The organism is Endozoicomonas sp. ONNA2, from assembly GCF_024606365.1.
Lineage (GTDB): Bacteria > Pseudomonadota > Gammaproteobacteria > Pseudomonadales > Endozoicomonadaceae > Endozoicomonas.
In genome coordinates this window covers 1-13,504 of record NZ_JAHHPO010001083.1, presented here as the reverse complement: position 1 = coordinate 13,504, position 13,504 = coordinate 1, and the positions used below count along the sequence as shown (strand labels likewise).

The following is a 13,504-nucleotide window of genomic DNA, read 5'->3' as shown; positions in this document are numbered from 1 at the left end:
AGTGACTGTCCACTTAGTCAGAAAATATGATTTCATTTGGTTAACTACTTATCATCCATTAAACAAATGCCCATAGCGCGTGAAAATATTTTGCGCCACCCTCAGGGATGAAAAATGGTTAAGAAAAATATTTTTCACGGCAAAGTTTGTTGGTAACCACGGCGAGATCCCGGGCAAGGGTTCAGGAGGGGGAATTTTGCCTGTCACCCCGTCGATAGCCCTTCACTGGTGAAATTTTGGATAGAATTATGGTGAAACAGTTCAAATAATTGTTCATATGTTAAACCACGGGTACTCCTGTTAAACTCCACCGTCAGGTCTTACTCCCGGTTCCAGTTTCATGCATCCTGTTTTCTGGTGTTGCACCTACTACCGGATCGTGATGGTTTAAAGCGGAACTGATGATGAAAAAACTGGCAATAGCCCTATTGACACTGCTGCTGGTTTATCTGCAAACCAGGCTCTGGATTGGTGAAGGCAGTGTGGCAGAAATGTTGACTCAAAAAGATAACCTTGAGCGTTTCAGACTGGAAAATGAACGTTTGTACCAGCGAAATCGTCTGCTGGCCAAAGAGGTTGTTGAGCTACAGCAGGGGATGGAAACGGTTGAAGAGATAGCGCGTCAGGAGCTGGGTATGATCCGCAGCGATGAAACATTCTTTCAGACTTATGATTAACGGGGTTTATCTTGTTCCTGTATTGGTTGGGAGTCGTTCCTGAACGGCCTTCTGGATGTTCAAATCAAGGGTGTCAGAGTGAGTAGCGTAGAAACCATGAACACGGTTCGTTACTGGGCGGTTGTCCCGGCAGCGGGGGTTGGCCGCCGAATGAATGTCGATATTCCCAAGCAGTACCTTGAAATCAAGGGCAAGCCTCTGATGGTGCATACACTGGAACGATTGCTGGATTTTCCCAGACTGGAAATGATAGTGGTGGTTCTCGATTATCACGATGAGTACCACCAGTCCATTGAACTGTTGAGACATCCACAAGTTCTCCTTGCCCAGGGGGGGCATGAGCGTTATCACTCGGTGCTCAATGGTTTGAGAGTGCTATTGGATATTGCCAACCCTGATGACTGGGTACTGGTTCATGATGTTGCCCGCCCCTGTATTCGCCGTTCCGATATGGATTGGCTGGTTAATCAGCTTCATGATCACCCTGTCGGAGGCCTGCTGGGCAGCCCGGTTACCGATACCATCAAGAAGGTGGGAGGCCAGGATGTTGTGTCCGAAACGGTAGACCGTCAGGGGCTCTGGCATGCCAAGACTCCGCAAATGTTCCGTCTTGGCATGTTGCACGATGCGATGGCAAAGGCGATAGCGGATAAGATGCCGGTAACGGATGAGGCCAGTGCCATTGAATACGCTGGCAAACAGCCCGTCATGGTGGAAGGACATGCTGATAATATTAAGGTGACCCAGGGAACTGATCTGGCTTTGGCGTCTCTATATATAGAACAACAGTTGAAACTTATTGAGGTCACTTGATGCGTACTGGTCATGGTTTTGATGTTCACCGCTTTGGTGAAGGTGATTATATTGTTCTGGGTGGAGTAATAATTCCGCACACCCACGGGTTGGTGGCGCACTCTGATGGTGATGTTCTGCTTCACGCCCTCTGCGACGCCCTGCTCGGGGCGGCAGGCCTGGGTGATATTGGCAAGCACTTTCCGGATACCGATGAGCGTTATGCCGGCATAGACAGCCGCAAGTTACTACGTCATGTTATTGCCCTGCTTGAACGGCAGAACCTGGTTCCGGTTAATATGGACAGTACCATCATTGCCCAGTCTCCTAAAATGGCACCGCACATTGATCAGATGCGGCTAAATATCAGTGAGGACATCGGGATTGACCCCTCTTTGGTGAATATCAAAGCGACGACCACTGAAAAGCTGGGCTATACCGGTAGAAATGAAGGTATTGCGGTTCACGCCGTTGTTCTGTTGAAAGATTTGGAGTCATAATTCATGGCATGGTGCCTTCTGGACAGAAGGCCCGATGCTTATTTGTTAATTTTCGTTAATACCTTCCCCTGACTGCGTTAAACGCGATATTGTTCATTGTTTATTTTTCCTTGTTGGGTGCGCCTCATGGATGCAGATGTACCGAAGGCAGCCGATTACTCCGTTGATTGGTATTATGCCTTTGGCGGTCCTTTGGGTAGTTGTCTTTTCAAGTCCTGTCATGAAGATTTTCTGGTTGACGAGCGGCTGCCTTTTGAGCCGGAAGGTGAAGGTGAACATCTTTATTTGCTGATTGAAAAAAAAGGAGAGAATACTGACTGGGTTGCAGGGCTGTTGGCGAGACATGCAGGTGTCAGAAGACAGTCGGTGAGTTATGCCGGGAGAAAGGACCGTCATGGAATTACACGTCAATGGTTTTGCATATCCCTGCCTGGTATGGCTGATCCCGACTGGAGTGAACTGGAGAGTGACACCATACGGATCGTGCGACAGGCCCGCCATCGGAAAAAACTGAAAACCGGAGCCCTGAAGGCCAATGGTTTCTGTATCACATTGCGGAATATTGATGCTGACCCTGCGCGGGTGAATGCCCGGCTAGGGCAGATATCCCATGAAGGTGTACCTAATTATTTCGGTGAACAGCGCTTTGGCCATGAGGGACGGAATATTAAAAAAGCCATTGATATGTTGGCTGGAAAAGTCAGGGTGCAGCGTAATAAACGATCGGTCTATCTGTCTGCAGCCCGATCCTGGCTGTTTAACCGGATTCTGTCGCAAAAGGTCATGGCAGGTGTCTGGAACCAGTATCTTTCCGGGGACGCATTAGGATTCCCTGACAGTAATAGCCTGATTTTTACTGTGCCGGATAAAACCATAATGACCCGCCTGGGCAACGGTGAATTAAGCCCGACTTCGCCGCTGTGGGGCAGGGGGGTATCGAAAGTGACTGACCAGGTTCTGACTTTCGAACAGTCTGTCACTGTCCATTATCCTCAGCTGTGCGATGGACTTGAGCGTGTCGGTTTGTTGCAGGAGCGCAGGGTTAATCGCCTGATACCCCGACAGTTTACCTGGTTGTGGAAAGGTAGCCCGGCAGGAAGTTCCCTGATCTTGCGCTTTGAATTGCCAAAGGGCTGTTTTGCCACCTCCGTACTCAGGGAGTTGTTTGATTGTTATGAAAAAAACCATTCTCTTGCAAATGCCCATGGCGCGTGAAAATATTTTGCGCCACGTCAGGGATGAAAAATGGTTGAGCAAAATATTTTTCATGGCACAAGATTTGTGCAAAACGGTCGTTACAAGCGGTCGTGAAATGAGTCCTGCTGGTTGCAACAGTGGGCTTGAAAAAAGGTTGGATTAATTCAGGATTGATGGACTATGACCATATTGCTATCCAATGATGATGGCGTCACCGCCAGGGGATTGGCCTTTTCGTATGCCACCATGAAATCACATGGTCAGTGCTGGGTAGTGGCTCCGGATAATGACTGCTCTGGCAAGGGGCATTCTCTCACTTTGCACCGGCCACTGCGCATGAAAGAGCACGACAATGGGTTCTTCAGTGTTGACGGGACACCGGCAGATTGTGTCAATCTGGCCGCCAGTGGGCTGTTTGGCTGCCTTCCGGAGCGCGTAGTTTCCGGTATTAACAATTGCGCAAACCTGGGGGATGATGTGCTCTACTCAGGGACTGTGGCCGCCGCCATGGAAGGACGCATGCTGGCAAAAACCGCAATCGCTATTTCATCCTGTGGTCGAGAGGATCACCATCTGGAAGTAAGCGCCAAAGTGTTACACGATTTGATGTTGCGTCTTGATGAACAGGTTTTGCCAGAAGGCACGATACTTAATGTCAATGTGCCGGCCTGTGGTTATGACGATATTCGTGGAATGAAAATTACCCGTCTGGGCCATCGTGACCAGTCAAAGCCTCCGGTACCAATGACCGATCCCCGTGGCAATAGAGTATGGTGGATCGGCGGTGTTGGCAGGCCCCTGGTTGCTGAGGAAGGGACCGATTTTCATGCGGTGGCCTCTGGCTATGTGTCCATTACCCCATTGCAATACGACAAGACCGGTCATGCAACGTTATCACTGATGGAGGATTGGCTTGGAGCCTGTGTATGAGGGATCTTGAAATTGATGGTATCGGCATGACGTCACGCCGAACCAGAGAGCGGCTGATTCAGCGTCTTCTGGATCAGGGTATTCAGTCCGACAAGGTTCTGGAGGCCATTCGCACCATTCCCCGTCACCTTTTTCTTGATGAGGCACTGGCCCATCGTGCTTATGAAGATACAGCACTGCCGATTGGTCATAATCAGACTCTCTCCCAGCCGTATATTGTGGCCAAAATGACGGAAGTGCTGTTGGCCCGGGGTGAGCGGAACAAGGTGCTGGAAATTGGCACTGGATCCGGTTATCAGACAGCTGTGCTTGCCTCGCTGGTGGCTAAGGTTTACTCCGTGGAACGCATCAGGCCATTGCAGGAGAAGGCACAGCAGAGACTGTCCAGGTTATCTCTGAATAATGTTCGTCTTCGTCATACCGATGGTGGCATGGGATGGCCAGAGGAGAGTCCATTTGATGGAATTATCGTTACAGCGGCACCAGGAGAAATCCCTGAAGCATTGTTGAGTCAGCTTTCTTTGGAAGGTGGCAGGCTGGTAATTCCGGTTGGAGGAAGCAACTTTCAGGATCTTGTACTGGTGACCAGAAATGGTGATGAATATCAGCGCAAGGTGTTGGAAGCTGTCAGGTTTGTACCATTGCTGGCGGGTGTTATACGGTAAAAAAACATTGCTTTCTTTTTCACAATTTACCCACATAAAAAGTAGTCAGTCCAGGATGGCTGATGGCTATTATTGCTCTTTTTTTAACCTCTGTTCCAAAGGTCAGAACATGTCGAATCATTCTTCTTATTTCGTCCTCATCGCAAAGGGAATGGCCATGGGGGCCGCAGATGTGGTTCCGGGCGTATCTGGTGGCACCATCGCGTTTATTACCGGCATTTATGACCGGCTGTTGAATGCCTTGAAAAGTGTTAACCCATCATTACTGAAAGTACTGGGTGACGAAGGGGTTGCCGGTGTGTGGCAGAGGATAGACGGCACATTTCTGGTGTGTGTGTTTGGTGGCGTGCTGACCAGTATTCTGTCATTTGCCCATGTGATCACCTGGTTTTTGGCTACCTGGCCAGAGATGCTCTGGGCATTCTTTTTTGGTTTGATTCTGGTATCCGGTCTGCATATGGTTCGTCAGGTTGAGCACTGGAATACCGCCACCATCACCACCCTGATCACGGGTATGGTGATCGCTTATGCAGTTGGTGTATTAACCCCAACCAGTCTTGAACCAGATCCAGTGACGCTGTTTTTTGCCGGAAGCATTGCTATCTGCGCCATGATTCTACCGGGTATTTCCGGCAGCTTTATTCTACTGATGATAGGGTTGTATGGTCCGGTAATTGATGCCATTAAGAGCCTGGATTTCAATGTGCTGATCGTTTTCGGCTTGGGCTGCATTAGTGGGTTGCTCAGCTTTTCCCATGTGTTGGCATGGCTGTTAAAAAAACACCGGGATCTGGCCATTTCCCTATTGACCGGCCTGATGCTTGGGGCTCTGGGCAAAGTCTGGCCATGGAAGGAAACGCTGGAAACACGGGTTAACAGTTCCGGGGAGCTGGTTCCACTGATTCAGGCTAATGTGTCTCCGATCAATTATGAGGGGATTACCGGACAGCCCGCTTATCTGGTTGAATCTATTGGACTGATGTTTTTAGCCATTGCTTTGGTGGTGATGATTGAGTTGCTGGGTAGTAAAAAGCACTAAATTATTAATTTTAAATAGATGAAAATACTGATGTTGTAATAATATTTTAAACCATGATTCTTTTTTTTTATTCTTTTATTGAATAGATGATTTCTGTGGGTATGTAGGTAATTGGAGCTGATAAAGTGTTGGATTTCATGAAAATCACTCAGTTTAATTTGAGTGATTGCTCAAAAAAAATGCTTTTTCTACTAATGGTCTGCCTGCTTACTTCAAGTTGCAGCCATGACCCGGGCAGGGTTACGGTTACTGATCTGAGATCACCGCCCAAAGTGACCTCAGGTCAGCATATTGTCCAGAGGGGGGAGACTCTTTATTCAATAGCCTGGCTTTATAGCAGAGACTTCAGAGAGTTGGCCCAAGAGAATAACATTCGAAGCCCTTATACTATCTATCCCGGGCAGAGAATAAACTTATCCATTCACCGTTATGGGGTTGGCACCGCTACGGGAACTCCTGTCAGGCAGTCAAAGAAAACAACCGCCAGAAGCAACGCTCCGGTTAAAAAACATACAGCAAAGAGTTCGACGCCAAAAAGTACCGCTTCCGGCAGCAGTGGCTGGCAATGGCCTGCCAACGGGAAAGTTATTTCCGCTTATTCGCTCAAAATGCCTGTTAACAAGGGGATTGATATTGACGGCAAATTAGGAGAGCCTGTTACCGCAGCCGCCAGTGGTGAGGTAGTGTACGCAGGAAGCGACCTGTCCGGCTACGGCAGGCTGATCATTTTGAAACATAATAGTAGCTATCTGAGCGCCTATGCGCACAACAAGGAACTTTTGGTGAATGAGGGAGACTCAGTTAAAGCGGGCCAGAAGATAGCCGAAATAGGTTCTACAGGAACGACGGAGCCTAAGCTGCACTTCGAAATTCGGCGTGATGGTAAACCGATCGACCCGACGGGATACCTTCCACGGCGATGATGATGAAGGTCAGTGGCTGTTTGTAGTAGAGGGATCTCACGGGTGTCGGCGCAATCTTGAGTTGCCCGGCATAGAGTGGGACTTTCCGGATAGGACTAACTCTTATGGCATCGAAGAGGGATGACGCAGAGCTAAGCAGTTATGCTGACGATGTAATCCAGGGACAGGATGAATTGAGCCCGGATGAAAATGCCGGCGACCTCAGTGAAGTGGTTGACGAGAACGATGATATCGGCAAGTCACAGCCTGCGGCTGTGTCTCCGGTTAATACTGGTCGTCGAAAAGAAGACGATGGGTTTTACAAATCCATTGATGCAACCCAGCTGTACCTGAATGAGATTGGCTTTTCACCTCTCCTCACCCCTGAGGAAGAGGTCCACTATGCCCGCCTTGCCCGCAAAGGGGTGGAAGCGGGCAGACGCCGGATGATTGAAAGTAATCTTCGGCTGGTTGTTAAAATCTCCAGGCGCTATGTTAACCGTGGTCTGACACTGCTTGATCTGATTGAAGAGGGTAATTTGGGTCTGATTCGTGCTGTTGAGAAATTTGATCCTGAACGTGGATTCCGTTTTTCAACCTACGCGACCTGGTGGATACGACAGACGATTGAACGGGCGATCATGAATCAGACCCGTACCATTCGCCTGCCCATTCATGTGGTTAAAGAACTGAATGTCTACCTCAGGGCCGCCAGGGAATTGACCCAGAAGCTGGATCATGACCCCAGCCCGGAAGAAATCGCCGAGTTGCTGGATAAACCGGTGGCTGATGTAAAGCGTATGCTTGGCCTCAATGAGCGAGTGACTTCGGTTGATACGCCCCTGGGGCCTGACTCGGATAAATCCATTCTGGATACGATCTCTGATGAGAAAGGTGCTGACCCGGCAGAACTGTTACAGGATCTTGATCTTAATGACAGCCTTGACCGTTGGTTGGGTGAGTTATCAGAAAAACAGCGAGAGGTGGTTGCCCGCCGTTTTGGTCTTCGGGGGTACGAAACCAGTACGCTTGAGGAAGTGGGTAAGGAGATCGGCCTGACCCGCGAACGGGTAAGACAGATTCAGGTAGAGGCGTTGAAACGGCTTCGCTCAATTCTTGAAAAGCAGGGGTTGTCAGGAGAGTCCCTGTTCAATTGATGGCCCTGCATTTTAGCACAGTTAATAAAAAGCCATGGAAACTTTCATGGCTTTTTTATCAATAGCCATTTTGTTTTTGATCTCAGCGTTCCAGCTGGTCCAGTTTACCCTTCACGCCGTCCCACTCTGCCGCATCAGGGAGGGGGTCTTTCTTCTCGGTAATGTTATCCCAGACATCAGCGAGCACGGCGTTCAGTTCGATGAACTCTTGCTGATCGTCGGGAACCTCATCTTCAGAGAAAATAGCGTTTGCCGGACACTCTGGCTCACAAAGAGCGCAGTCAATACATTCGTCCGGGTGAATAACCAGGAAGTTTGGTCCTTCATAGAAGCAGTCTACAGGACAGACTTCCACGCAATCGGTGTATTTGCACTTGATGCAGTTTTCACCCACTACGAAAGCCATGGTGGTTAAACTCCATTTGAGCTGACTAAAAAAAGTACCGCCCGGTTTTGCTGATATTCGTGACAATAAGCTGATTCACGAAAGCATGTCATAATGCGACCTGAAACATTATGTCAGGTTCTTTTCACAGAACCTGAGGCAATACAAATATGTCGGGCTAGTTTACCAGGGTTCTGACACTCTCCGCCCTGATGCACCCGAAGGACATATAAGGCGAGGTTTCTTGATCGCTCAAGAACGAAAGACCGGATAAAGGTAGCAAGGTATGAACAAACACACAAGCGAAATGCTCCGAGCCTGCGCGGCCCGGCGCTCCGGTCTTATATCGCTGCCGGCGCGACTTGGCCCGGTTAGACGATGCTTTACGACGGATTTGGTAAGGCTGGATAACCGGATGAATATAAACTTATACCGGCGGGGTATAAGCACCATTATATTATTTTCTCAAACCCTTGAGCATATAGAGCAGCTCCAGAGCCTGGCGAGGTGTCAGGTTATCCACGTCTGTTTTATCCAGTACCTCAACAACCGGATGTGGTTCAGGATTGGCAAACAGATCAACCTGAGGTGTGAAAGTGGCCTTTCTTGACGGTTTGGCAACAGGTTGTGGAGCAGATTCCTGCCGCTCCAGCATGATCAGCTTTTGTCGTGCCTGGTGAATGACCTGTCGGGGCACACCGGCCAGTTGTGCCACCTGCAGTCCATAGCTCTGGCTGGCAGGGCCTTCCTGCACCGCATGGAGAAAGACAATGCGATCGTCATGTTCGGTTGCATTGAGATGCACGTTCACCACCGTATTGCACTCATCTGGCAACTGGGTCAACTCAAAGTAGTGGGTGGCAAACAGCGTGAATGCCCGTACTGAATCTGCCAGATATTGAGCGCAGGCCCAGGCCAGGGACAACCCGTCAAAAGTACTGGTCCCACGGCCGATTTCATCCATCAGCACCAGACTCTGGGCGGTCGCATTATGCAGAATATTGGCGGTTTCGGTCATTTCCACCATAAAGGTTGAACGACCACCGGCCAGATCATCCGAAGAGCCGATGCGGGTAAAAATCCGATCCACCAGACCCATGCGAGCCCGGGATGCAGGTACAAAGCTGCCAATATGGGCCAGCAGGACAATCAGCGCCGTCTGTCGCATATAGGTGGATTTACCGCCCATATTGGGACCGGTGATAATCAACATACGACGCTGAACATTGAAGCTGACATTGTTTGCCACAAACGGTTCATCCAGCACCTGCTCTACAACGGGATGGCGGCCTTCAACAATGTCAATACCGGGGCTTTGCAGGAGTTCAGGACGGCACAAATTCAGTGTCTCGGCACGTTCAGCCAGATTACTGAGCACATCCAGCTCTGACAGTGCCATGGAGCACGCCTGAAGCGGTCCCAGCTGTGCCACCAGTTTGTCCAGAAGCTCATCGTACAGGGCTTTTTCACGGGCCAGGGCACGGCTTTTGCTGGACAGCGCCTTGTCTTCAAACGCTTTTAGCTCCGGGGTAATAAAGCGTTCAGTATTTTTCAGAGTCTGGCGGCGAATATAGTCAACCGGGGCCTCTTCGGATTCACGGCGGCTCAACTCAATATAGTAACCATGTACCCGGTTATAACCGACTTTCAGACTGGGTAGCCCGGTACGTGCACGCTCCCGTAATTCCATTTGCACCAGATAGTCACCGGCATTCTCACTGATGGCGCGAAGTTCATCCAGCTCGGCATCGTAACCTTCGCCGATTACACCGCCATCACGGATCACCACCGGTGGGTTCTCAATGATGGCCCGGGTCAATAATGCGTCAAGTTCAGGGTGTTCACTGATGCTTTCTGCCAGTTGATGTACTGTTTGGCTGTCAATGATCGCCAGTTGCTGCTGCAGTTCCGGCAATTGCTGCAGGGCATCCCTCAACCGTGCCAGATCCCGTGGCCGGGCAGATTTCAGGGCAACCCTGGCAAGAATACGTTCAACGTCGCCAATATGTTTGAGAATGGGGTAGAGGGACTCAAAATGGCATCCGTCTTTCAGGGAAGTGATGGCTGACTGGCGGCCCTGCAGTTTGTCAATATTGCGCAGTGGCCGGTTGATCCACCGTCCGAGCAGGCGACTGCCCATGGCTGTGGCAGTGCGATCCAGCACGGCGGCTACGGTGTGCTCCCGGCCGCCGTTCATATTAGTGGTCAGTTCCAGATTTTTCCGGCTGGCGGCATCCAGAACCACACTCTCTTCCCGGTTTTCCTGTGCCAGGCCACGAATATGGGGCAGAGCGGTTCGCTGTGTTTCCCGGGCATACTGCAGCAGACAGCCCGCCGCCTCAATAGCCAGGGTCAAGTGGCTGCAGCCAAAGCCATCAAGACTTTGCGTCTGGAACTGTCGGGTTAATTGCTCAACAGCACTCTCATGCTCAAAGTCCCATGGGGGGCGTTTGCTGGAACCGGGGCGACGCAGTAGTATTTCAGGCCAGTCGCTGTCATCATTCAGTAATACTTCGGCAGGGCTCAGGCGCTCAACTTCAGAAAGCAATGCCTCTTCACCGGTCACCTCAAGCACATTGAACCGGCCACTGCTGATATCGAGAAATGCCAGGCCATAGCGGGTTTCCCTTTGGGTTACTGCCATCAGCAGATTATCCTGACGTTCATCCAGCAATGCCTCATCACTCACGGTGCCGGGGGTCAGGATGCGAACCACCTGACGCTCCACTGGCCCTTTGCTGGTGGCCGGATCACCAATCTGCTCGGCAATGGCAACGGACTGACGCAACCGGATCAACCTGGCCAGATATCCCTCCACCGCATGATAGGGAATACCCGCCATGGGGATTGGTTCGCCACCAGACTGCCCCCGTTTTGTCAGGGTAATGTCCAGCAGGTGTGCAGCTCTTTTGGCGTCATCATAAAACAGCTCGTAGAAATCACCCATCCGATAAAACACCAGGTGATCCCTGTGCTGTTGTTTGATGCGCAGATACTGCTGCATCATGGGTGTGTGGTTGGAGAGGTCTGTATTGGTCATTAAGCAAAAAAAAGATTGTCTGCCCAGTCTGATAGTAGCCAGCTTAAACTGGATACAGGTTCAGTATTCGGTAGTCACTTGAAATAAGATTGCACCATTATAGTATCAGCCGGTCAGGCTGTATGTCTTCCTCAGAGGCAAATAGTTCAGTCTTCCGACTGCTTGTATTTACTCCCGATGAAATATTCACCCCGGGCTACGATGAAGCCAGTAATTTCTGGCCAGATCAAACCGAATACCCACCCCGGGCCAGAAAAGAACTGCCAGTTCGCTGATAAGTGATTTATGTTTGGAACTTTGTCTGAGAGCGGAGGTCCATGAAGTAATGCTCACGGTTACAATGAAGTAAAGTTAGCGCACTTTGTAACTATTCAGCACCCCCGAAGACCATATCTAGTAATAACCGATGGGACAGAACCACTACATGTCGATCAACAAGACTTTAGTACTCTTAATTTCTCACTGAAATGCCTGCAAATAATCGGGTACCAATATTTTATTAATCAATATGTAGTATTTTGTTCGATCAGTTATCACAAGATATATGTGCTGAACAGTTACCGCACTTTTATGCAAGGATTGAGGAGCTATCGTTATTGACTATCCGGTCAGTGATTTATGCGAAGACAAATAGTGAACCACGTACCTTTATTTTACATTCAGCTTTAAGGAGTTTCGTTATGGACATTAATCATGTGACGCATCCAGGCATGTTGATTAACCAGCCTGAACCTTCATCAGCCGGTATTTCCAAGTGTGGTTTGGTTGACAAATTCAGGCATCTTTTTTATGGCTATGACCTGAAAAATGGAACTACTACAAATTATGGAGCTACCATGATGGGCATAGGGGCTGGTGCTGCTGTCGGAGCCTTTACCCTTGGCAAGTTGGCGGATAAGATTACGACCACTGGTGCAGTCAGACCGGATACAGCTCTGTCTGATCGTGCGATTGATCGTGTGATTGATCGTGCATTTGGTACTGTGGAAACCATCGTCAAGGAAAACCCGCTGGCCTGCGGTGCAGCTGCTGGTGCAGCAACGGCGATCTTGGGGATTTATATGCTTGGCAGCAGTCTGAAGCCTGTAGCGGTAAAGTCTATCGAGGCTGCCCGGGATGAGTTGAGGCATCAGCTAAAAATTAACGTTGAAGGAATCAAGATCCATGAAGAGCAGATTGCCCAATATCAAAAAAGGCTATCGGAATTTAAGCCTCAACTACCGGCGGAAGTAGCAAAATACCAGGAAATATCACAGCAACGCTATGAAAAGGAGTTAACCGACTACCAGCAAAAATTTGATCGTAAGGTTGGGAGGTTAACAGGTTATATGGATGCCGTTTTGAAGTGGCACCTCAGCAATTCGGGTGATGCTCCCCGTGAACAAAATGGGGTTGAACTCTTCAGGGCCGGTAGTGAGTTAACGAGTTTTATCAACAGCGCTGATCAGAAGGACCAGCTAAATTTAGTGCTTTCCAAATGGCGACTGCTTGATGCACTCAAACCGCTGTTAAGTGATAAAGAATATCGCACAGTCTCCAGCATTGTTTGGAGCTTTCCTGTCAGACCGAGTTTTTACGTAGAAAAAGGCCCGATTGCCAAACAGTATTCTAAAACTTTGAAACAAAGTGAATCAGAGCAAAGAGAGATAAGCATATTGGAGTCCCGGATCAAAGAAGTACTGATCCAATACCCGAATTTAAAGCCTGATGCTGCGGGTAATATTCCCAAGCCTCCGGCTCAAGATTTCAGGCACTATATGCCAGAGTGATGTTGACTAATATATCCGGTCAATGAAAAAGAGGGTAACAATGGCAACAGAGTGCCGGTGCGGTTACTCTCGCCAAAAAAATAGAGAAAAAAGCGCACCCATCCCCAAAGGCTCGTTAACATCTGCCAGAGCCAAAGGTCGAGTGGAAATCTATGTACATCCATCAGTTTAAGTGTGAGTCAAGTTGCAGGACGCAGCATTCAATGACTATGCAAACACGGTAATGAACAGAGCTGACACTCCCCGCCCTGTCGGGCGAGGGTTCTTGATCGCTCAAGAATGTTTCTGTTTCACAGTTCGTTGCCCGGAGAACAGCTTGGTTATCGCATATAAAGTTCCCGTAGTGAGAACTTTTACGGTGACGAACCAACGGGGGCGCTTGGCCCCAAGCTCTCCAGGAGGCTGTCCGAGAATAGCGCCCGTAGCGAGGACGACAGAAAATTGAGGATAA

Annotated in this window: 14 protein-coding genes; 12 read left to right on the top strand and 2 right to left on the bottom strand. The window is 49.4% G+C overall.

Features of this window, described 5'->3' with window-relative positions; genetic code table 11:
- Nucleotides 1–401: 401 nt before the first annotated feature.
- From KDK14_RS19425 to rpoS, 10 genes are all read left to right on the top strand, one after another.
- Nucleotides 402–677: a septum formation initiator family protein gene (locus tag KDK14_RS19425; protein ID WP_257266862.1), complete on the top strand. Its 276-nt coding sequence runs from the start codon at nt 402–404 to the stop codon at nt 675–677.
- Between the two features lie 78 nt (nt 678–755).
- A complete protein-coding gene (gene ispD / locus KDK14_RS19420) occupies nt 756–1,490 on the top strand; it encodes a 2-C-methyl-D-erythritol 4-phosphate cytidylyltransferase (RefSeq protein WP_257266861.1) in 735 nt (244 codons plus the stop codon).
- Nucleotides 1,490–1,969, top strand: coding sequence for a 2-C-methyl-D-erythritol 2,4-cyclodiphosphate synthase (gene ispF, locus KDK14_RS19415; RefSeq protein ID WP_306671626.1), 480 nt, complete (start codon nt 1,490–1,492; stop codon nt 1,967–1,969). The genes ispD and ispF overlap by 1 nt, the downstream gene beginning before the upstream one ends.
- A 126-nt stretch (nt 1,970–2,095) precedes the next feature.
- Nucleotides 2,096–3,184, top strand: coding sequence for a tRNA pseudouridine(13) synthase TruD (truD, locus tag KDK14_RS19410; RefSeq protein ID WP_257266859.1), 1,089 nt, complete (start codon nt 2,096–2,098; stop codon nt 3,182–3,184).
- Entirely contained in the window at nt 3,144–3,329 is a 186-nt protein-coding gene (locus KDK14_RS19405; RefSeq protein ID WP_257266857.1) for a hypothetical protein, read from the top strand. The genes truD and KDK14_RS19405 overlap by 41 nt, the downstream gene beginning before the upstream one ends.
- A gap of 17 nt (nt 3,330–3,346) precedes the next feature.
- Nucleotides 3,347–4,096 (top strand): 5'/3'-nucleotidase SurE, encoded by a 750-nt coding sequence (gene surE / locus KDK14_RS19400; RefSeq protein WP_257266856.1) that lies wholly within the window; start codon nt 3,347–3,349, stop codon nt 4,094–4,096.
- A complete protein-coding gene (locus KDK14_RS19395; protein WP_257266855.1) occupies nt 4,093–4,761 on the top strand; it encodes a protein-L-isoaspartate(D-aspartate) O-methyltransferase in 669 nt (222 codons plus the stop codon). The genes surE and KDK14_RS19395 overlap by 4 nt, the downstream gene beginning before the upstream one ends.
- 109 nt (nt 4,762–4,870) lie before the next feature.
- Entirely contained in the window at nt 4,871–5,800 is a 930-nt protein-coding gene (locus KDK14_RS19390; RefSeq protein ID WP_257266853.1) for a DUF368 domain-containing protein, read from the top strand.
- Nucleotides 5,801–5,937: 137 nt separating this feature from the next.
- Nucleotides 5,938–6,723, top strand: coding sequence for a peptidoglycan DD-metalloendopeptidase family protein (locus KDK14_RS19385; protein ID WP_257266852.1), 786 nt, complete (start codon nt 5,938–5,940; stop codon nt 6,721–6,723).
- 104 nt (nt 6,724–6,827) lie between these two features.
- A complete protein-coding gene (gene rpoS / locus KDK14_RS19380) occupies nt 6,828–7,859 on the top strand; it encodes an RNA polymerase sigma factor RpoS (RefSeq protein WP_257266851.1) in 1,032 nt (343 codons plus the stop codon).
- Nucleotides 7,860–7,941: 82 nt separating this feature from the next.
- On the opposite strand, the gene fdxA is transcribed toward rpoS, so the two are convergent.
- Nucleotides 7,942–8,265, bottom strand: a complete 324-nt coding sequence (gene fdxA, locus KDK14_RS19375; protein WP_101747078.1) for a ferredoxin FdxA — start codon at nt 8,263–8,265, stop codon at nt 7,942–7,944.
- A gap of 436 nt (nt 8,266–8,701) precedes the next feature.
- Nucleotides 8,702–11,284 carry a DNA mismatch repair protein MutS gene (mutS, locus tag KDK14_RS19370; RefSeq protein ID WP_257266850.1) on the bottom strand — a complete coding sequence of 861 codons (2,583 nt, stop codon included), beginning with the start codon at nt 11,282–11,284 and terminating at the stop codon, nt 8,702–8,704.
- A 122-nt stretch (nt 11,285–11,406) separates the two neighbouring features.
- Between mutS and KDK14_RS19365 the strand changes: the two genes are divergently transcribed.
- Complete coding sequence (locus KDK14_RS19365) at nt 11,407–11,559, top strand: hypothetical protein (protein WP_257266849.1); 153 nt, start codon at nt 11,407–11,409, stop codon at nt 11,557–11,559.
- A 405-nt stretch (nt 11,560–11,964) separates the two neighbouring features.
- Nucleotides 11,965–13,053, top strand: coding sequence for a hypothetical protein (locus KDK14_RS19360; RefSeq protein WP_257266848.1), 1,089 nt, complete (start codon nt 11,965–11,967; stop codon nt 13,051–13,053).
- Nucleotides 13,054–13,504: the final 451 nt, after the last annotated feature.